The 20,766-nt window shown below is 58.0% G+C and carries 9 protein-coding genes; 4 read left to right on the top strand and 5 right to left on the bottom strand.

From position 1 onward, the window contains the following. Positions 1-83: 83 nt before the first annotated feature. The gene (locus J1779_RS17805) at positions 84-998 is read right to left on the bottom strand and encodes a LysR family transcriptional regulator (protein WP_056779825.1); all 915 of its coding nucleotides are present in this window, start codon (positions 996-998) and stop codon (positions 84-86) included. Positions 999-1,130: 132 nt separating this feature from the next. Here J1779_RS17805 and J1779_RS17800 point away from each other — a divergent pair, with 132 nt between their 5' ends. Together J1779_RS17800 and J1779_RS17795 are read left to right on the top strand one after the other, a co-directional pair. Next, the gene (locus J1779_RS17800) at positions 1,131-2,552 is read left to right on the top strand and encodes an MFS transporter (RefSeq protein WP_217204416.1); all 1,422 of its coding nucleotides are present in this window, start codon (positions 1,131-1,133) and stop codon (positions 2,550-2,552) included. 29 nt (positions 2,553-2,581) lie between these two features. Further along, the gene (locus J1779_RS17795; RefSeq protein ID WP_122096818.1) at positions 2,582-2,821 is read left to right on the top strand and encodes a DUF1272 domain-containing protein; all 240 of its coding nucleotides are present in this window, start codon (positions 2,582-2,584) and stop codon (positions 2,819-2,821) included. Positions 2,822-2,884: 63 nt separating this feature from the next. On the opposite strand, the gene J1779_RS17790 is transcribed toward J1779_RS17795, so the two are convergent. After that, the gene (locus tag J1779_RS17790) at positions 2,885-3,070 is read right to left on the bottom strand and encodes a hypothetical protein (protein WP_056779822.1); all 186 of its coding nucleotides are present in this window, start codon (positions 3,068-3,070) and stop codon (positions 2,885-2,887) included. A gap of 179 nt (positions 3,071-3,249) precedes the next feature. Between J1779_RS17790 and J1779_RS17785 the strand changes: the two genes are divergently transcribed. Continuing rightward, positions 3,250-3,894 carry a hypothetical protein gene (locus tag J1779_RS17785; RefSeq protein WP_217204415.1) on the top strand — a complete coding sequence of 215 codons (645 nt, stop codon included), beginning with the start codon at positions 3,250-3,252 and terminating at the stop codon, positions 3,892-3,894. 61 nt (positions 3,895-3,955) lie between these two features. Here the strand turns inward: J1779_RS17785 and J1779_RS17780 are convergent, their stop codons facing one another. From J1779_RS17780 to pqqU, 3 genes are all read right to left on the bottom strand, one after another. After that, entirely contained in the window at positions 3,956-14,344 is a 10,389-nt protein-coding gene (locus tag J1779_RS17780; protein ID WP_217204414.1) for an autotransporter outer membrane beta-barrel domain-containing protein, read from the bottom strand. 587 nt (positions 14,345-14,931) lie between these two features. Beyond that, positions 14,932-17,331, bottom strand: a complete 2,400-nt coding sequence (locus J1779_RS17775) for a glucose/quinate/shikimate family membrane-bound PQQ-dependent dehydrogenase (protein WP_217204413.1) — start codon at positions 17,329-17,331, stop codon at positions 14,932-14,934. Positions 17,332-17,488: 157 nt separating this feature from the next. Beyond that, a complete protein-coding gene (gene pqqU / locus J1779_RS17770) occupies positions 17,489-19,642 on the bottom strand; it encodes a TonB-dependent receptor PqqU (RefSeq protein WP_183849442.1) in 2,154 nt (717 codons plus the stop codon). A gap of 373 nt (positions 19,643-20,015) precedes the next feature. Between pqqU and J1779_RS17765 the strand changes: the two genes are divergently transcribed. Further along, on the top strand, positions 20,016-20,765 hold the full coding sequence (locus tag J1779_RS17765) for an alpha/beta hydrolase (RefSeq protein WP_217204412.1): 750 nt from the start codon (positions 20,016-20,018) through the stop codon (positions 20,763-20,765). Position 20,766: the final 1 nt, after the last annotated feature.

Below are 20,766 nucleotides of genomic sequence, written 5' to 3'. Positions count from 1 at the left end.
AAATATATCGCATATTTATAAATAAGACATTAATTCATTACAGACTTAATATTAATTGCAGAAATAATCAACACGGCCCTTCATTAAAAATACCCCGCATTCTTTACCTTCTCCCGGCAAACACTCAGCGCCAGCTGTCGCAGCCAGCGGTGTGCCGGATCCACTTCTGAACGCGGATGCCACATCTGGGAAATGGTGATTTCGCGGGTTTTCACCGGTAACTCAAAGGCATACAACGGGTCAGATCCGGCGATCAGGAATGACGCCGGGATCAACGCCACCAGGTCGGAGTGTTGTGCAATCGCCAGCGCGGCGGAAAAGCCTGGCACGACGGCTGCGATTTTTCGTTTCAGCCCGACTTCCGCCAGCGCGTCATCTACCGGGCCATAGGTGTTGTTACGGCGTGAAACCACAACGTGCCCGAACGACACATAATCTTCCGCGCTGATCTGCCTGAGCGCCAGCGGATGATCTTTTCTCACCACTCCCATAAACCTGTCGCGGAACAAGGTCTGTAAGCGGATCTCCGGCCCCATATCGCCTGGCACACCAATCTCAAGATCAACCCGCCCTTCGCGCAACGCGCTTGAGGTTTTTTCCGGTTTAGGCATAAACCGCAAACACACGTCAGGCGCAGCGCTCGCCGCGGCGGCAATCATCGCGGCACCAAACGCCACCACAAAACCATCGTTGGAACGGATCAGAAACGTGCGTTCAAGTCTGGCGATGTTGAAATCTGCGGAGGAAGGTCGCAACAAGGCGCGTGCTTCAAAGCTGGCGTTTTGGGCGCGCTGGCGTATTTCCTGGGCGTAGGGTGTCAGCACCATAATTCGCCCGGCGCGCACCAGCAGCGGATCGCCGGTGGTGGCGCGCAACCGGCTGAGCGTGCGGCTCATCGCCGATGCACTTAATCCCAGACGTCGGGCAGCACCGGCTACACTTTCTTCAGCCAGAAGCACATCAAGCGCAATGAGTAAGTTCAGATCGGGTTCATTCATTCCGCCATACTAACGCAGCCGTAAAAAGGAGAGAAGGCGTTTGGTGCAGGTATTAAGTGCAGATGCTGCGTCTTCCGCACTCTGTCGCCGGTGGCTATAGTGACCCGACTACACATAACTGAGAGCACAAGCATGATGGAATTATTCTCCGACAAACCGGGCGACGAAGGATTACCGGGCCGCGAACGCGGGCTGGCGATGGCCGCCGTCATGACCATGGCGACCATGGCGGTGTTTGACGGCTCAATGGTGAATATCGCACTGCCGCAGATTGCCAGAGAGATGGGAATATCAGCGGGGGCGGCGGTGTGGGTGTCGAACGGTTATCTGTTGTCGGCGTCCATGACGCTGGCGATTTTCGCCGCGCTCGCCAGCCACATAGGGTACCGGTCGCTGTTTGCCGCGGGCCTGAGCGTCTTTACGCTGGCGTCGGCGGGCTGTGCGCTCTCCGGCTCTCTGGACATGCTGATTATCATGCGCGTGCTTCAGGGTATCGGCGCGGCGGCCACGCTGAGTATCGGCCCGGCGATTTTACGCTCTGTTTTTCCTAATCGCCTGCTCGGGCGGGTTCTCGGGCTGAACGCCCTGATGATCGCCACCAGTACCGCCGTCGCACCGGTGCTTGGCGGCACTATTTTGTCTACCCTGAGCTGGCAATGGCTTTTCGCGATCAATATACCGCTGGGCATTATTGCGGTGATCCTGACCATGCGCGTTGTCCCCTCTAACCCGGCGTTGACCCGTCAGCCTTTTGATGTGGCGGGCGCGATATTATCGGCCATTGCGCTGGGGTCGCTTATCATGGCTGCAGACGTCTTCTCGCGCCCGGATAAAGATGACCTGATCATTGCCCTTCTCTATGGCGCGACCGCCATCGTTTCCGGTGTGGCTTTTATCTGGCGTCAGCGCCGTGCGCCAAAACCGCTGCTGCCGCTTGGCATGTTTGCTTCCAGCCCGTTCACGCTGGCGGCCTTGACGTCGCTGGCCTCGTTCATCAGCCAGGGGATCACTTTTGTCGCGCTGCCGTTCCTGTTTCAGAGCGTTTACGGTTACAGCGCGTTTGTTTCAGCCTTGCTTTTCACGCCGTGGCCGCTGGGGATTATTCTGGCCGCGCCGCACGCCGGACGCCTCGCCGACCGCTATCCCGCCGCGATTATTTCAACCGTCGGGCTGGCCATCTTTGCCGCAGGATTACTGTTACTGGCCCGGCTTCCTGCGCAACCAGAGGTCTGGGATATCGGCCTGCGCAGCTTCGTTTGCGGCATTGGTTTCGGCTGCTTCCAGAGCCCGAACAACCGTGAAATGCTCTCCAATGCCTCGCGGGAAAACAGCGGTTATGCCTCGGGCGTGCTGGCGATCATGCGGACCTTCGGTCAGTGTCTCGGTGCCGCCTGCGTCGGGGTCATTCTGTCAGTCTATGCCGCCACTAACCTGAGCCAGGAAGCCCATGCGGTACAGCTAAGTTTGTGGGTGGCGGTGATCGCCACGGTGCTGGCGATGGTGTTAAGCGTAACTCGCTTGCGAAAGACCGCTTCTCACCTGCAAAATGGCTGAAAACCGCCACCCGTAAAAGGATAAATTCTATGCTGGAACTCAGACCTAACTGTGAATGCTGCAATACCGATCTGCCACCTGCCGCTGACGCGAGAATTTGTTCGTTTGAATGCACGTTCTGCGTGCCCTGCGCCGGAGAGAAACTTCACGGAATCTGCCCTAACTGTGGCGGGGAGTTGGTGGCCCGCCCGCGCAGACCCGCCAATAAACTGGCAAATAACCCGGCGTCAACCACGCGGGTTTATAAACCGGCAGGGTGTGCTTCGTAAGAAGAGTAAGAATGAGGGGATGAGTGACGCCGGGCACGTGATGCCCGGCGTTGACTGAAGCGATCAGTATTCAATGTTTCGCTGCCTGAGCAAAAATTTCAATCTCTTCACTTCAGTTTCTAAATCAATAATGGCGTCCAGCGCCACGTTAATCACCGAACTGATCGGTTTCCCTTTATAGAGGTCTGCTGAGCAAAGTTTTCCATGAGAAGCTTCCAGTAAAATCGAATATGCGTCTTTCTCTGCCATATCAACCTCCCTATTTGAGCAAGCATTAATATTAGCAAGCTAATGATAACCCTGAAATAGGAATGTTCGGAACGTTCGCAATCCCTGAGAAAGCATGTCATAACGGTATTCTTACCTCGCGCCCGTCTGCTAAAAGGCGGCTGAGAAATCTATAACATGATAATTAAAAGGGATTTTTTATGCCTCGCATCTCGTCTCTGCTTTTCCGATCGGCACTGGTCGGCTCGGTGTTTATGCTTACCGGCTGCCCGCCGCCGCCGGATTTAACCCAGTGGCAGCGCCCCCACTCCACGATAGATGATGCGCGTGTGGCGATGGGGCAATGCGGGGTGCCGCTGCCGGGGCCGGAACCTGATTTTACCGATAACGAATCAGTGCTGTATTACCAGTGCATGGAAGCCAAAGGATTTACCTATAAACATGGTTTTCACATTTGTGATGTCTACCAGGACACACCCGCCTGCCGGGCCAAACAGCTGGGGCGCCCTTTGACGAACCAGGAAATTGAATCGCTGCCTTTTGTCGCAGACAGCGGATTACACCCGATCAAACCCGGTTCAGGCACGCGGGAATACGAGCTCATCAGCTGGCGTAAAGCCGGTGCCTCGCTGCATTTTTCCCATTCATCGGAAAATGATGCAATTGCGTTACCGGTGATGTACCAGTGTGGCTATCCGAAACCGCTGGGTTCGCGGCTGGCGATGCCTAACATCGGACACACCAAACAACTGCAGGCATGCATGCTGAAAAATGGCTTCGAACCGAAAAAGAAACTCATGCTGGTGTGCCGCAATTACCCGCAACTGGACGGTTGCAGCAAATAACCGTTCGCAACACATAAAAAAGCCGGGGCATTCGCTCCCGGCTTTTTTTCTGCTCAGCGGTTTACCACTGGTATTTCACGCCCACCATCCCCTGATAGCCCTGATAGTCATTGTCGCCCCAGGTGCTGCTGACTTGTCCCCAGGTCTGCCATTTCTGGCTGATGGAACCGGTCACCCCGGCTTTTACTTCGTAGCGGTTAACCGACGTGGCATTTTCAAAGCGAACCTGATTGAAGTCCACGCTGTCTGATGCCGGTTTGCCGTTGTACCAGTTCACCTCTACGAACGGTTGAGCGCTGTTGAGTTTCACCGTGTTTTGGCGGCTCAGGCGCACACCCATACGGGTTCTGATGCCGTCGTCGCCGTTGGCGTTGATACGGGTGCCGTTTTGTTCAGTATGTCCGTCGGTTTCGTAGTGGCTGTAGACCAGCTGCGCCTGAGGCGTGACCACCCAGCGGACTTCATCGGATTGTTTCAGCGCGAAGCCGTAACCGGTTTCGAGCGAGACATCCGTCCCCTGACTGTCGTAAGACTCATGCGGCAGGCTGTCGCCGTTGACGTCATTTTTGTACCAGGCGTGCTGGATCCAGCTGTCTACATACGCGCCGCTGACGCGGTCGGCCTGCGCGTACCAGGTGCCGTAAGCGCCGATGCTGTAACCGTTAACCTGCCCTTTGGCCTCGTAGCTGCTGTTTTTCACGCTGGCGTTGCTGCTGGAATGCCCGTACCCCGTCATCAGACCGGCATTGATCTGGTCGCCGTTGACGCCGTCGAGCTGATACAAATCGCTGCCGAGCTGCACCAGCGTGGTGTGGGTTTTCTCATCGTACAACCCGCCGTTGCTCTTCTGTTTGGTGTAATCGCCTCCCAGACGGACCCAGCCTTTGGCCGTGTCGGTATCCTGGCTGCTGCGCGCCGCGCCCGAACGGTCATAGAGCGTGTGCAGGAACATGTTCTGTGCCGCCCGCTGGTTAGCCAGATAGGCACCCGGCTCAGGACGGTAGGTGTTGGAAGATGGCGTCGGTGTTGGCGGTTCCGGCGTCGGTGGCTCTGGCGGCTGCGGTCCGGTGGTCCCGGATTGCAGATACCAGTCGCCGTTGGCGCTGTTTTTCACCAGCTGATATTCATACGCACCCGCCACCGCACGGCCATTCAGGCTGAACACCCCGTTCGATTGCCCGCCGACATCCACCACCTGGATCCCGGTACTGGTCTGCGCGCCGCTGCCTCCGGCATTTTTCACCGTCACCTGCGTGGTGCCGGACGTATCGCCCGCCACCACCAGTTTATCCGTCACCGAGTTATCGCCGCCGAGCACGGTTTGCAGTGCCAGCACGCCGCCCCCGATGTAATTACCGCCGACCGTTAAGGTGTTGCCGACCGCGCCGCCTGCCAGTTGCAGCAGCCCGCTGTTGGTCAGATTACCGCTAAGGTTCAGTACGCTGGCTGCCGCCGAGCCGTAAGCCGAGAGGCTGTTAAGCGCGGCAACGGTTCCGCTGTTGGTGACATTGCCGCTCACGGTGCCGTCGCCGGAAAGCGTTGCGCCCGAAGCCACGCTGACCTCTCCGGCCCCGTCCGCCCCCAGTTTTGCCCCGGCCTGCGTGCCGTTACCGACGATCAGCGCTCCGCTGTTGATCGCCGTGGTGCCGGAATAGGCAGGCTGGTAAACCGTCAGAGCGCCTGCGCCCGTTTTCAGCAATCCGCCGCTGCCGGTCACGCTGTTGGCAAGCGTCATGTCGGCGGCATTGTCGATCTGCAACAAACCGTTGTCGGTGATGCCCGCCGTGCCGAGATTCGCCGCCTGCGAGGCGACCAGCGTGGCGTCATTGCCGACGGTGAAATTACCGTTAAAGGCGCTGTTATCCGCCCCGAGGCTGATCACTTCACTGCTGAGAAGCCGTACGGAACCCGCACCCGTCAGCACATTATCCAGCGAGCCGCTGGCAGTCTGGCCGTTGAAGGTGTCGAAGGTCAGCAGGTCGTTGGCGGCATCCATGGTGATGCTGCCGGTGCCCAGACCCTGCACGTTGTTAAGGCGCACTTCCGAGCCGCCGGTGATAAGCGTAGCCGCCGACAGGTTCGGGTTCGCGCCATCAACGGTCAGCACGCTCGGGTCAACAATCAGCTGGCCGCTGCCGGTCAGACGCCCGGTGACGGTGCCGCCGTTGGTGTCGCCCGCCGTACGCTGGCTGTCGGTGATGGTCAGGGTACCGCCGTTGAGATTCACCGTGGTACCGGCCGCGCTGTTCAGTGCGCCGATGCTCTGCGTTCTGCCGTTCAGATCCAGCTGACTGGTGCCCAGCAGATCCACCGCGGAGGTGTTGCCCAGCGTGTGATCAAAGCCCAGACGCAGGGTGCCGTTGGTGACCGTGGTCTTGCCGGTGTAATCGTTACGCGGGTTGTTGAGCGTGGCCGTTGTCACCACGTCCACGTTCAGCCCGCCAGCGCCGGTTATCAGCGCGTGCATCTCGTTACCGCCAAGCGGCGCGCTGGCATCCTGCACCAGAGAAACCTGCTGGCCTGCCAGCAAATCGAGTTTCACCAGGCCGGAGTACAGGAACAGGCCGGTCTGCCCTTGCAGATTGCTGCCGGTGAGGCCGTAGTTATAGGTACCGATCCCCACCACGTTGCCGAACTGCGACACATCGGCGGTGGTCGGTGCCAGCACGTTACCCAGGGCATCGGTCAGCGTCAGGTTGGCAGAAGAGCCGGTATTGCCCTGCGAGAGGATCAGCGGATCGCCAATGATGTCATCCTGCTGAAGCAGAGGTTCGCCGATGGCGTTGGCCGGATCGGGCTGCGTTTCCAGCCCGGCAACCCGAATTTCACCGCCGTTCAGCGCCAGCTGGTTGGTGGTGATCAGCGTGCTGGTGAGCACGTCAAACGCAGCAGTACCGCCGTTCAGCGCCAGATTACCGATGGCCTGCGTCCCCGCGCCGACCACGATATTGGCCGACTGGTTTTGCAGCGTGGCGCTGGTCAGCGCCTGCGTGTCCGTGCCGGACAAGGTAAACGCGCCCTGCCCGAGATTCACCAGCCCGGCGAAGGCCGTGCCGCTGTCCGCGCCGAAGGAGAAGCGGTCAACCGCTGTCGCCATCGCAACGTTCATCGCGCCCTGCCCGGTCAGCGCATTATCAAATACAAAATCGCCGCTTGCCGGTGCCACGTTAAGCGTGCCGTTGAGCAGCACACTGCCCGCACCAAGATTTTGTTCAGCGGCGACGGTGGAAGTGCTGCCGGAGGCCAGATCCCACACGCCGGTAAATCCGCTGTTATCGCCACTGATGACGAGATCGGTGGCTGAAATCTGGTTGGTGCCGCTGCCGGTGATCGCGCTGCTCAGGGTGTTACCTGCACCGCTGAGGGTCAGTAACCCGCTGTTATCGATGGCATTGCTGAAATTGCCGCCGGTCAGACTGACCGCCAGCGTGCCCGGTGCAGCGATGGTCGCTGCGCCCGTGCCCGCACCCTGCGCGTTGGTCAGCGTCAGTGTACCCGCGCTGACGGTAGTACCGCCGGTGTAGGTGTTGCTGCTGCCGATGGACAGGTTACCGGTGCCCGATTTCTCGAGCGTACCGCCGCCGCTAACCACGTTGTTGAATGTCCAGTCGGTGGCGGTGTCGAGCACCAGTGCGCCGTCGTTGCTGATGGCGGCGGTGCCCAGATGTTGCGCCGTGCCTGCCGTCAGGCTGCTGTTGATATCGGTCGTAAAGGTGCCGCCAAACCCGCTGCTATCGCCGGAAAGCGTCACCGCCGATGCGCCCTGAATCCCGACCACGCCGTTACCGCTGAGCGAATTCGCCAGCGTGCCGGTTGCGCCGTCAAGCTGAACGCCGGTGGTGGTGCCGTTGAGATTGATGCTGCCGGTACCGAGCGCCGCCACGTCGCTGAGCAGTGCCTGTGCGGTATTATTGAGGATCACCGCCGTACTCAGGCCGCTGTTCGCGCCGTTAACGGTCAGGGTGCCGTCGTTGACCGTCAGATTACCGGCGCCGGACAGCATGCCGTCACTCTGGCCGCCCTGGCTTAGGGTCAGGTTACCGCCGTTGACGTTCAGCGTGGATCCGCTCGCCCCGCTCAGGGTGCCGATTGTCTGGGTTTTGCCGTTGAGATCGAACCCGGTGGTGCCTTGCAATAACAGCTCAGAGGTCGCGCCGAGGGCATTATCACTGCCCGCCACCAGCGTACCGCCGCTGACCGTGGTCGTGCCGGTATAGCTGTTGCCGGCGTTACTGAGGGTCAGCGTCTGTCCGGCAGAGGCGCTGCCGTTGACATCAAGATTACCGCTGCCGGTCAGTTGTGCGTTGAGCACCGCGCCGGAAGACGCCGAGCCGCTGTCCGTTGCCAGATGCAACGTCTGCCCGCTCAGCAGATCCAGCCCTTTCAGGCCGTAACCGAGATACAGGCCGTCGTTGTTCGCCCCGGTGGAGAGCATGAAATCATAGCTGCCGTTGGCAACCGTGGTGCCGCCTTCGGTGATCGCCAGCGTCTGCGGATTATTCACCACCTGCCCGGCGCTGTCGGTCAGCGTCAGCGAGGAAGCATCGCCGGTCACGGTGCCACCGGCGGCGATCAGCTGAGACTGGATCTCGCCGTCATCCTGCGCCAGCAGGTTGACGCCCGGCGAAGGCACCGGATTAGGCAGCCCGCTGGTCACCGGCACATCCACCTGCACGTTGCCGCTGGTGAGCGTCAGGTCGGTGACATTCACAATGCCGAGTGGCGATCCTGGCGGTGTCTGGCCGCTCCAGGCCAGGGTGCCGCCGTTAAGGGTTAAATTACCGATGGTTTGATCTGTTGGGGCGACGGTGGTGACGTTGCCCGCATCAAGCTGCAATGTCGCCTGTGTCAGCGCCGTGGTGTTATCACCGGAGAGTGAGAACTGGCCCTGACCTAATTCGACCGTGCCGGTAAAGGCGCTGCCGGTTGCTGCGCCGAAAGCGAAGGTGTCAGTGGTGGCAGCCAGATTCGCCAGCAGCGTACCGTTACCGGTCAGCGCCTGGGTGAAGGTGTAACTGCCGCCGTTCGGCGCATCGATATGTAAAGAGCCTGGCGAGGCGACAGACACCCCGTCGGTGCCGAGCGCGCCGTCACCGGTCAGACGCAGCGCACCGAACACGTTGGTACCGCCGGTGTAGGTGTTCGCACCGGTTAAGGTCGCCGTGCCCGCGCCGAGCGCATCCACCCTGCCGCTGCCGCTGATCAGACCCGCAACGGTGAAATCATTGCTGCGGGTCAGTGCCAGGATGCCGTTGTTGGTGATATCCCCCACAATGCTGCCGGTGGTGGTGCCACGGCCCAGGGAGAGCGTTGACGCGGTGTTAATGGTGGTGCCGCCGGTATAAGTGTTCTCGCCGGTCACGTCGATAATGCCCTGCGTGGTCAGGTGGCCGGTGCCGTCGATCACGCCAGCGAGATTCACCCCTGCGGTAGCGATAATGGTGCCGCCATCGGTGCCCAACGTGATGTTGTGGTCAAATTCCCCCGGTACACCGATATCAAATGCTGCGTTGTTGTTGATGGTCACACCGCCGGAAGACGCGCCAAGTGCGCCTTCATTGAAGATACTGAGTCGCCCGGCATTGATCACCGTTCCGCCAGAATAGGTATTCACCCCGGCCAGCGTCAGCGTGCCGGTGCCTTCTTTCACCAGACCGCCGGTGCCGCTGATGACCCCGTTCATCCCGAAATCGCTATTGTTCTGCATGGTGAGTGTGGCGCTGCCGAGCGTGATATCGCCGCTGCCGCCGATGTTCTGCACCTGCTGATCAAAATCATTAAGATCGAACGTCGTTCCGCTGCTGAGCGCTAACGCACTGCTGTCGGCCAGCGCGTTGGCGATGCCGGTTTGTAAGGTGCCGCCGGTTAAATGCGTGGTACCGGTGTAGGTATTCACCGCCGAAAGCGTCAGCGTGCCGGTGCCCGCTTTGGTCAGCGATTTTCCGTCCCACAGCGTGCCATTCGCCGCCTGATCGGCCAGCACCACGTCAACGTCAAAGGTATTGGCGTCCGTCAGGGTAAAGGTCCCGGAGGAAAGCGGTGCGACGGCATTCCATGCCAGCGAGCTGCCGATGCTGTAATCCAGACCGTCGGTAGATTTTTTCGCGTCGTTGATGATGTAATCCGCGCTGCCCGCCCCCACGCCCACCACCGAACCGAAATCACCGGTGATGCCATCGGTGGTGTGAATGACCACGGTGCGCGCACCGTCCAGATCGCTGGCTTTCGCCACCGGACCGCTGGTGTAGCCGGAGATATTCAGCACCGAACTGGTGGCGTTGAGCGTGGCATCGGTGGCAGTCAGCAACGGTGCCGTGCCGCCCAGCGTCACATCCAGCGTGCCGTCGATGACCGCGCTGCCGCTGGCCGTCGTCTGGGCATTTGCATCCAGCTGTAAGGTTGCGCCGCTGTCGATATTCAGACCCGCCACGTTAAACATGCCGTTTTGGGTCAGATGCAGCGTGCCGGCGCTGACGCTGGTGTCCCCGACCGAGTTGGTCAGGCCGGACAGCGTCAGTACGCCGGTACCGGTTTTGGTCAGACCGCCGGTGCCGGTGAGTTGCCCGTCAAACGTCGTATCGGTATTGTTTTGCGCCGAGAGCGTGCCGGTGCCCAGCGTGATAATCCCCGCGCCGCTCAGATCCTGAACCAGCTGATTGAAATTGTTCAGTGCCAGCGTGGCACCTGAAGCAACGGTGACAGTGTCACTGGTGGCAATCGCGTTCTCAATGCCCGTGGTCAGCGTACCGGCCTGCACAGTCGTCCCGCCGGTGTAAGTGTTGGCGGCAGACAGCGTGAGATTGCCTGCGCCGAGTTTGGTCAGCGATGTGCCATCCCAGCCGGTGCTGCTGGCGCTCTGATCGGCCAGCACCACGTCTGCGTCAAAGGTGTCGCTGGCGTCTGTCAGCGTAAAATTGCCGGAAGCGAGCGTCGGCCCGGCATTCCAGGTCAGCTCGCTGCCCACGCTGTAGCTGTTGCCGTCGGCGGATTTGCGCGCGCTGTTGATGATGTAGTCGACATCGCTCGCCGTGATGCCGCTGACCGTGGCGAAATCACCGGTGATACCGCCGGTGGTCTGAATGATCACCGTACGCGCCCCGTTCAGATCACTGGCTTTGGTGGCCGCCAGCGGCGTAAAGCCGGTGACCGTCAGCGCGGCGTTGCTGCCCAGAGTGGCGTCTGCGGCGGTGAGCATCGGTGCGCTGCCGCCGAGGGTGACATCCAGCGTCCCGTTCACGGTCGAGGTGCCGGTGGTGGCGATAAGCGCATTGCTGTCGAGCTGCGCCGTGGCACCGGTATCGACCAGCAAGCTGGCCGCACTGAATGTACCGGTTTGCGTCAGATGCAAAATACCGGCGGCGATGTCCGCCGCACCCACGCTGTTGCCGCTGTTGCTGAGCGTCAGCGTGCCGGTGCCGGTTTTGGTGATGCCGCCGGTGCCGGTGAGAGTGCCGTCAAACGTGGTGTCGTTGTTGTTTTGCGCGGTCAGGGTGCCGGAGCCGAGCGTGACAGCGCCCGCGCCGGTCAGATCCTGTGCCGTCTGGTTAAAATTGTTGAGGGCCAGCGTGGCACCGGTGGCCACATTCACCGAACTGCTGGTGGCGAAGGCGTTGTCGATGCCGGTGGTCAGCGTGCCCGCCTGAATGTCAGTGCTGCCGGTGTAGGTATTCGCCGCCGACAAGGTCAGGTTACCCGCCCCCAGCTTGGTGAGCGATTTGCCGTCCCAGGTTGCACCGTTGGCGGTTTCATCACCCAGCGCCACGTCAACGTTAAATGCGTCGCCCGCACCGGTCAGGGTGAAATTGCCGGTCGCCTGTGCCGTGCCGGAGGTCCAGGCCAGCTCGCTGCCCAGGCTGTAGGTTTTGCTGTCCGCCGAGAGTTTGGCGTCGTTGAAGTAATAATCTACGCCACTCGGCGTCAGGCCGTTGACCGTGGCGAAATCCCCGGTAATGCCGTTTGTGGTCTGGATGATCACGGTGCGCGCCGCGCTCAGATCGCTGGCCTTGGTGGCGGCGACCGGGTTAAAACCGGTGACGCTGAGCGCCGAGCCGCTGCCCAGCGTGGCGGTATCCGAATTGATTTTGGCCGTTGAGCCACCGAGCGTCACATCCAGCGTGCCTTCAATATCTGTTGCGCCCGTGGAAACCACCTGCGCCGTGCTGGCAAGCTGCGCCGTCGCGCCGGTGTTCACCGTCAGGCCGGTCGTGGCGAAATCACCAATTTGGGCAAAGTGCAGCGTGCCCGCGTTGACCGAGGTCGCGCCGACAGAGTTAGTCAGGCCAGACAGCGTCAGCACGCCGGTACCGGTTTTGATGAGATCGCCGGTGCCGCTGATTTTACCGGTGAACAGGGTGTCCGCCGTGTTTTGCGCCGTCAGGTCACCCGACCCCATGGTGATAGTGCCTGCCCCGGTCAGATCCTGTAAGACCTGATCGAAACTCTTCATGCCAAGCGTGGTATTCACGTCAACTTCGACCGATTTGCTGGCGGCAATGGCGTCAGCCACGCCCAGGTTGATCGTCCCGCCGGAGATTTTTGTACTGCCGAGGTATGTGTTTACGCCATCCAGCGCCAGAATGCCGGTACTGGTTTTCAGCAGGCTGCCCGAGCCACCAATCGCGCCGTTGACCGTCCCCGCGCCCACTTGCAGCGTGGTGCCCGCGTCGGTGATATTGACGATACTGTTGGCGGCGGAGCTGAGCGCCGTGACCACATGGGTATTGGCACCGTTGAAATTGAGCGTTTGCGGCCCGGTCACTGACCAGGAAGCCTGCCCCAGCGGCGTATTGACGTCCACAATGTAAGCATCACCGTTGAGGCTCATCGTGCCGGTGTAATTATTTGCGGTGCCATTAAACGAGAGGCCGAGCGACTCCGGCGTGTTGTTCTCGGACATGTTGATACTGAAAGTACCGGAACCGGTCAGGTTGCCGTTCATCGCCAGCGTATGGGCACCGTTATCCGCGACATAGTTCAGCGAACTGGTGTTAGACGCGTTGATGTCACCGTCGAAAATAATGTTTGCCGCAGCAAACTGATCAAATTGCAACGTCGAGTTTGAAAGAGCGATAGGCGCGGTCAGGTTGCCGAAGAGATAACTCACCTCCGCTGGCAGCGCCGTGGCCTGCGAGCCGTACATGCGCAAGGTGGACGCTTCCAGCGACAGCCCGCTGGCGGAGAAATTGTAGTTGGTAAACGTCGAGGTATCGCCCAGCTGGAGGATCGCGCCGTTGGTGACGCTGATGGCGCCGCTGCCGAGCGCATCAGTAGCGCCCATACCGTTAAGCGTGCCGGAAGTGACCTGGGTACCGCCGCTCCAGGTGCCGATACTGGCAAGATTTGTTATGCCCGAGCCTGCCTGAACCACGCTACCGTTACCGTTGATATTTCCACTGAAGGTGCTGGCAATAGCGCGGTTAAACGTCAGGGTGCCGTCGTTGATGACGTCGTCGTTCAGGCTGCCCGTCAGACCACCGTTACCGATCTGCAGTGAGGCGCCGTTGGCAATGGTTGTTCCGCCCGACCCCGAGTTGCTTAAGGTGCCGGTCACCACCACATTGCCGCTTTGCAGCTGGATCGCACCGGCGACCGGTAAGGTGCCGGAGATATCCCAGGTTTTACCCGGCGCATTGATATTCAGTAAATTAACCGTATTGTTATTCACGTAATTACTGAAGGTACCGGTGTCCAGGCTTCCGCCCAGCAGGTTGATGGAGTTATTGACCTGATTCACATCAAACTGAATATCCCCGGTAATGGCCGAGCTGGTATTAAGATTAAGAATATTATTGCTGCCGTATAATTTTATCGCCACTCCACCGGTACCATCATCGGGGGTTATTGCCCCGGCATTATTGATAGTGACACCATTACTGTCTTCCGAACTCTGAATAACGGTATGAACGGCCGAAATCGTCGCGCCTTCGTTGTTGGTGAGGGTAAATCCGCTGCCGAAATTCCCCAGCCCGTAAGATGACAAGCCCCCGTTACTGTTCACCAGACCATTATTGATAACCGTAAAATCGCTACCACCATTGAAATTAATACCAAAATCGCCCTGAATTGTACCGTTGTTGGTCACCGTGTTGTTGCTGCTGCCGGTGGCAAAATTGAACCCGGCACCTCCTGCACCCCCGATCACACTGATGCCGTTATTGACGGTGAACGTACTGCCCGTCACCGTTGCATCAGCGTCAATCGCGTCACCTGACGAGGTGATATCGCTGGTTACCGTAAAATCCGTCCCCAATGCGCTGGTCACCGTACAGGTGACTGTACCGGTATCGCAGCCTGCATCCGCCGAAGGCAAATCGACAGCGTAGGCGTTTGGCATGCCTATCGTGGACGAGATGATGATGATCTTCAGGGCGATATAGAGTTTGTTTAAGGAATAATCTTTTAGCTCACGTTTTCTCTTGTTGGATATAACGGCATGTTGTGTGCTTAGCATAATTCTCTCGCCCTGTATAAGTTCAGTTGTTATCCATGAGGTTTTAATTTTTTCACGTAATAAAATATATCCCCGCACCCTGCACAGCCCGGCGCGAAATAGATCTGCAACAATTCAGATGCCTGAACGGCATGCGGACATGTCACTAAAAATGATGAGCATCTAAGAAGATTCTTAAGTAATTTGCCTTAAGAGTTATAGCTAAACCGTGAAAGATTGCCAGTCTAAAATACGCATACTGTTCAGTGGGCGTGAATAAATTGATATCAGGAAAATATAATTAGGCGGGAAATGATTTTTATAGATTAAATTTATTAATATCACCTTTATAAAAAACTTATATAAAACTGACACAAACCCGCATCCGCTGCCTCATGTTGAGCGGCAGTGCGTGCGCAGAGCGAAAATGTCTCCATGCAAAGGGCGACCGGGTGAATGTTAAGCGGTGTAACTCTTTCAGAAAGTCGGCGGTGCTGACGCGATTCACTCAGGAATACTCTGCGATTCATCCCTTATTTTATGCCTGACCGCCCATAAAAAAAGGCCGCTTTCGCGGCCTTTCACATTTCAAAGCGTATGACGGCTGATTATTTCGCGTCAGCGTCTGGCAGTGCGTAAGCGATGATGTAATCGCCCAGTTTGGTGCCGAATGAACCGTGACCGCCTGCGGCGATAACAACGTACTGTTTACCGTTCACAGAATATGTCATTGGCGTCGCCTGGCCGCCTGCTGGCAGACGGGCTTCCCACAGTTTGTCACCGTTGCTCATATCGAATGCGCGCAGGTAGTTATCTGCGGTCGCTGCGATGAAGAACACGTTACCGGCGGTAGAAATCGGTGCGCCAAGCATCGGCATACCCATTTTGAACGGCAGCGGTAACGGTGAGCTGTCGCGCACGGTACCGATACGTTTTTTCCACACGATTTCGTTGGTTTTCAGGTCTACGCCGGAGATGTAACCCCATGAAGGCTGTTTACAAGGGAAGCCCAGCGGAGACAGGAACGGGTTCAGCGTCACGCCAAATGGCACGCCGTACTGTGGCTGAATGCCCGTTTCAGTACCGGAACCGCCCTTATCGTTCGCATCTGGCTCGATAGGGTTGCCCGGACCGCGTGGGATCAGTTTAGACACGAATGGCAGTGCAATCGGGTTAGCGATAGCCACCTGACGGTCAGTGTCCACAGAGATACCGCCCCACTCGAACATACCGAGGTTACCCGGGAACACCAGAGTGCCCTGCTCGGATGGCGGTGTGAAGGTGCCTTCATAACGCAGTTTGTGGAAGATCACACGACACATCAGCTGGTCGTAGATCGTTGCGCCCCACATGTCTTTACCGGTCAGTTTCGCTTCCGGACGGAAGGTCAGTTTGGAGAACGGCTGAGTCGGAGAAACGTGGTCACCTTTCGCTGCGCCTTGCGGAACAGGTTTTTCAGGGGCTTCAACAATCAGCTTACCGTCACGGCGATCCAGCACGAAGATGTTACCGGTTTTGGTCGGTACATAAATCGCAGGAACTTTGTTGCCGCTCTTGTCAGTGATATCTGCCAGCGTTGGCTGTGCAGGCACGTCCATATCCCACAGATCATGGTGAACAGTCTGGTAGAACCACGCCAGTTTACCGGTGGTCGCATTCAGCGCCAGCAGGCCGCTCGCGTAACGTTCCATTTCCGGCGTGCGGTTGCCGCCCCAGATGTCCGGTGTTGCCACGCCGATAGGCAGGTAAACCAGATCCAGTTTGTCATCATAAGATGCAGGCGCCCATGAGTTCGGGGAGTTCGGCGTGAAGTGCTGACCATCCGCAGGGATTTTGTTCGGTTCAGCCGCACCCGGATCGAAGGCCCACAGCAGTTTGCCGGTTTCCACATCAAAGCCACGGATAACGCCTGAAGGCTCGCGGTTTGAGTAGTTATCGGTAACCGCACCGGCCACGATGATCACAGATTTTGTGATGATTGGCGGTGAGGTTGGCTCGTAGTGACCCGGTGTCGCGTAAGGCATGTTGCCTTGCAGGTTCAGCTCACCGTTGTTACCGAATGCCGGGCAACGTGCGCCGGTTTCAGCGTCCAGCGCAAACAGACGGCCATCGTTGACGGGCAGAATGATACGACGTGAACAGACAGCAGGCGCTGCGCCGTTCGCGGTGTTACCTTCCGCGGCTGGCGTCGTCTCATGATAAGACACACCACGGCAGGTCACGTGCTGGAACGTCGGGTTGGAGTTGAGCTGCGGATCGAATTTCCACTTCTCTTTACCGGTCGCGGCATCCAGAGCAAACAGCTTCTGGTGCGGCGTACACAGGTACAACATGTCGCCGATTTTGATTGGCGTGACTTCGTCAGTGATTTCGCCCGGATCGTTCGGGGTCTTCAGGTCACCGGTACGGAAAGTCCAGGCCACGTCGAGCTTGCTGACGTTTTTATCGTTGATCTGGCTCAGTGGCGAGTAACGGGTACCGCCCTGAGTACGGCCATAAGCAGGCCAGTCACCATCAGGAATGCCGGATTCAGATTTTGCCGGCGCAGAATCCGCCGCTTTAAGGGTGCCGTTGATCACCTGCGGGTCGTTGAAGATGGAGTAACCCAGCACGATCACGGTGAACAGCAGGGATACCGCCAGCGCACCGCGTGCGAAAGCGTTTTTCGCCAGCATCTGGTTGTACACCACCGGCAGCAGGATCCACAGACCTAAGAAGAAGGTAACGTCTAAACGCGGCGTCAGTGCCCAGAAGTCGGTGCCCACTTCCCATACGGCCCACACCGTGGTGGCGAACAGGAAAATCGCGTAGAGCAATAAGGCGGAAGAGCGGCGGCGGTACAACAGCCACGCGGTGACCAGCGAGATAACACCGGCAATAATGTAATAAAGAGAACCACCTAATTTTGCCAGCCAGATACCGCCGACAAGAAGATAAATCCCGCTTAACGCGGCGAACAAAGCGGTAATTATGACGACGATGCGTGATAACGAGGCTTTCGTTTCCATAGTTGATGACCTTACTGATTTTTTATAATCGTCGATTCAGGCGTAAGCCGAATCTTCAAGAACATCCGGTTCTCACCGGGTGTCATTCCTTGCGTGTGCTGCCCGACTTCAAAAAGTGCAGGTCACGGGCAGCACTGCGTGGTTCTACAAACTGAATTTATTCGAAACTGTAAGAAAGCGTCGCTCCGCCACCGTAATTACGGCCAGGTGCCGGTTCGAAGTAACGGCCATTGCCCTCGTTGACGATCACCGAACCGACATAGTTTCTGTCGAACAGGTTATCGACCCGGGTAAACAGGTCGAGGGTCACTTTGTCCCAGTTGAAGCGGTAACCCGCATTCACGCTGGCGACGGTGTAAGCCGGTGCCTGCTCGCTGTTTTCGTCATTCACTTCAATGTCACTCATGTAGCGCACATCGGCGCCGGCGTGCCAGCCATCAACCGGTGCCCACTCCAGTGAAGCGTAGCCCATGTTGCGGGCAATACCCGGAAGTCGGTTGCCCGCTGGCGTACAGTCACCGGATCCACAGGTTTCATTACGGAAGGTGGCATCGAGCAGCGTCCAGGCCATCTTGACGCGCCAGTTTTCTTCAAACTGCTGATCTAAAGACAGTTCCAGGCCGCGACGACGGGTTTTACCGGCGTTGGTGTAACTTGAACGACCCCCGACACTTTGCGCCACGATCAGCTCATCATCAGTATCCGTCTGGAAGACTGCTGCGGTGACTAAACCGTTGCCCACGCGCCATTTGCTGCCCAGCTCCACGGTGTTGCTGGTGGAAGGCTCCAGCCCGAGATTCAGGCCAGAGTTGCCGTCGGTGCGGTAGGAGAGTTCGTTGATGGTCGGCGTTTCAAAACCACGACCGGCTGAAATATAGGTGTTCAGCGCAGGGGTCACGGCATAGTTCAGGGACGCCATCGGCAGCAGTTTGTGATAACGGCGCGAACCGCTGTCATCCGGATTGCTGCCGGTAATGTAGTAGTCCTGCGAATCAAAACTGACCGTGCTGTAACGCGCGCCGACGTCCAGCGTCCAGCGCGGCGTCAGGTTCCACGTCGTTTGCAGATACGGGTCGAGGTTCCACATGACGTTCTTTTCATTACGACGCTCGTTGCCCTTCACGCCCAGATCGCCCTGACTGTCGAAATTCTCATAACCGAAGCGACGCTCGGTCATGGTTTCATAATCCAGCCCGCCGGTGACCGAGAACGGCACCGAACCAATTTGATCGTCATGCTTCCAGCGGGTATCCACGCCGGAGTATTTACGTTCAAGAACAATCACCCCGCCCGCATTCAGCGGATTTTTCTGCGAGGCGGCCGGAATGGTCTGGTACTGCGTGGTGTGGCGCTCGCCGTGATAGGTCATCAGGCTGAATTCGTCGTTCTCACCCATCTGACGCTGATAGCGCAATCCGACCTGTGTCTGGTCCAGCGATTTACGTGCGTTATACTGATCGGCACGTTTGGCCTGCTTCGGGTCATCGTGCCATTCAGATTCTGTCAGGCCGCCCGGATCGTTGGCATCAACGGAGACGCTGTTAAACATCAGCGTCAGGGTGCTGTCGTCATCAATGCGCACGCCCAGTTTGCCGTTGCCGAGGTTTTTCTGTGTACCGCTGTGGTCGCGGTAACCGTCGGTGGTAAAACGGGAGCCGGAGATCAGGTAATTTACATCGCCCGCGTGGGTGCCGTCGCCGGTCGCACCGCTGGCTTTCACGCTGTTACGAAAAGATCCGTAACTGCCGAAATACGTGCCTGCTTCCAGTTTCGCGGGCTGTGAACCGGTCTGGGTATCCACATTCACCACGCCGCCGGAGGCATTGCCGTACAGCGCCGAGAAAGGCCCGCGCAGCACTTCAACGCGCTCAACGGAATTGAGATCGATATTCGACGTCTGACCTTGCCCGTCCGGCATGGTGGCCGGAATACCATCAACGTAAATCCGCACGCCGCGCACGCCGTACATGGAACGGCTGCCGAACCCACGCACGGAAAGTTGCAGGTCCTGCGCATAGTTCTGGCGGTTCTGCACCTGTAAACCCGGCACGCTGCCGAGGCTTTCGGAGAGATTGACCTGCGCTTTGCTGTTTCTGAAATCGTCGCCGTCGATCACGCTGACCGCTGCCGGGGTGTCCAGCTCGGACAGGCCACCGGTGCCCTGTTTTTTGATGATCATCAGTGAAGATGAGTCGGAGGCGTCGTCAGTGTCACTTTTCGGTGTATTGGTAGCAGAGAGTGCGTAACTGACTGAAACCGGGCTACAAAATGACAAAAAGGTGATGATAAAAGCAGAGGTTTTGGCGTTCACTTTAGGCGTTCTTTTTCTGTTAGCTAAAAGTGCGAGCGGAGAGCCGCGTTAAAATACGATGCACATCTCACTTTTAGACTTTAGGAGTAGACAAAAAACCATCAATCTGATGGAGAATCAGGAAGGCGCTAACTATAGTTATTTTCTTCCTGTTAGTACATACGCAACTTTACAAATATAACTTTTTAACAAAATTCCGCACGCAAGGTACATGGGCGGCGATCTTTGCGCGCGCGGCAGCCTGTTATCTGCGCGGATGGAAACAACCGGCAATCAATGTCGTTTTTGTCATCCGCCCGTCACTCCCCTGACAGAGCCAGACGCCCACAGTGGCACCTCACCCCCGGTTTCAGAAACTCCATGAGGTATTGCCATGCGTTTTCGTTTAGCTTCAACATTAATAGTAGCCGCTGCGGCGGCATTCGCTTCTCAGGCGGCGATGGCGGCTCCGGTAAAAAATATCGTGCTGGTGCACGGCGCATTTGTGGGCGGCTCGGGATGGCGTCCGGTGTATGACATTCTGACGCACGATGGCTATAACGTGACGCTGGTGCAGGAACCGCTGACGTCCTTCCCGGAAGATGTGTCGGCTACAAGACGCATTCTGGACCAGCAAAATGGCCCGGCGATCCTTGTAGGCCACAGCTACGGCGGCGCGATCATTACGGAAGCAGGAAATGACCCGCACGTGGCGGGGCTGGTGTATATCGCCGCTCACGCGCTGGATAACGGTGAAACGGAAGCGACCAACGGTAAGAAATTCCCCAACTCGGCGCACCCGTTTGTCAAAACGCCGGACGGATTCCTCTACATCAACCCGGCGGTGTTCCCGTCCGACTTTGCGGCTGACCTGCCACGTAAACAGGCGGAATTCGAAGCTAAGGCGCAGATGCTGACCTCCGCCAGCGTCTTCACCGCCAACATTCCTGACCCGGCATGGAAAGTGAAACCCAGCTGGTACATGGTGGCCATGTCCGACAAAATCATTAACCCGGATTTAGAGCGGATGTACGCCAAACGCGCACACAGCCACACCGTCGAAATCGCCGGTGCCAGCCACTCAGTGTATGAGTCACATCCGAAAGAAGTGGCCGCCCTGATTGAGCAGGCGGCAATGGGGTGAA

The organism is Rahnella rivi, assembly GCF_019049655.1.
Classification (GTDB): domain Bacteria; phylum Pseudomonadota; class Gammaproteobacteria; order Enterobacterales; family Enterobacteriaceae; genus Rahnella; species Rahnella rivi.
Note: the sequence above shows the minus strand (reverse complement) of the source record. Positions and strands in the feature narration are given on the sequence as shown.

Bases quoted from the DNA above. Each gene is read 5' to 3' on its own strand.
- J1779_RS17805 (WP_056779825.1), bottom strand. From the start codon at position 998: ATGAATGAACCCGATCTGAACTTACTCATTGCGCTTGATGTGCTTCTG.
- J1779_RS17800 (WP_217204416.1), top strand. From the start codon at position 1,131: ATGATGGAATTATTCTCCGACAAACCGGGCGACGAAGGATTACCGGGC.
- J1779_RS17795 (WP_122096818.1), top strand. From the start codon at position 2,582: ATGCTGGAACTCAGACCTAACTGTGAATGCTGCAATACCGATCTGCCA.
- J1779_RS17790 (WP_056779822.1), bottom strand. From the start codon at position 3,070: ATGGCAGAGAAAGACGCATATTCGATTTTACTGGAAGCTTCTCATGGA.
- J1779_RS17785 (WP_217204415.1), top strand. From the start codon at position 3,250: ATGCCTCGCATCTCGTCTCTGCTTTTCCGATCGGCACTGGTCGGCTCG.
- J1779_RS17780 (WP_217204414.1), bottom strand. From the start codon at position 14,344: ATGCTAAGCACACAACATGCCGTTATATCCAACAAGAGAAAACGTGAG.
- J1779_RS17775 (WP_217204413.1), bottom strand. From the start codon at position 17,331: ATGGAAACGAAAGCCTCGTTATCACGCATCGTCGTCATAATTACCGCT.
- J1779_RS17765 (WP_217204412.1), top strand. From the start codon at position 20,016: ATGCGTTTTCGTTTAGCTTCAACATTAATAGTAGCCGCTGCGGCGGCA.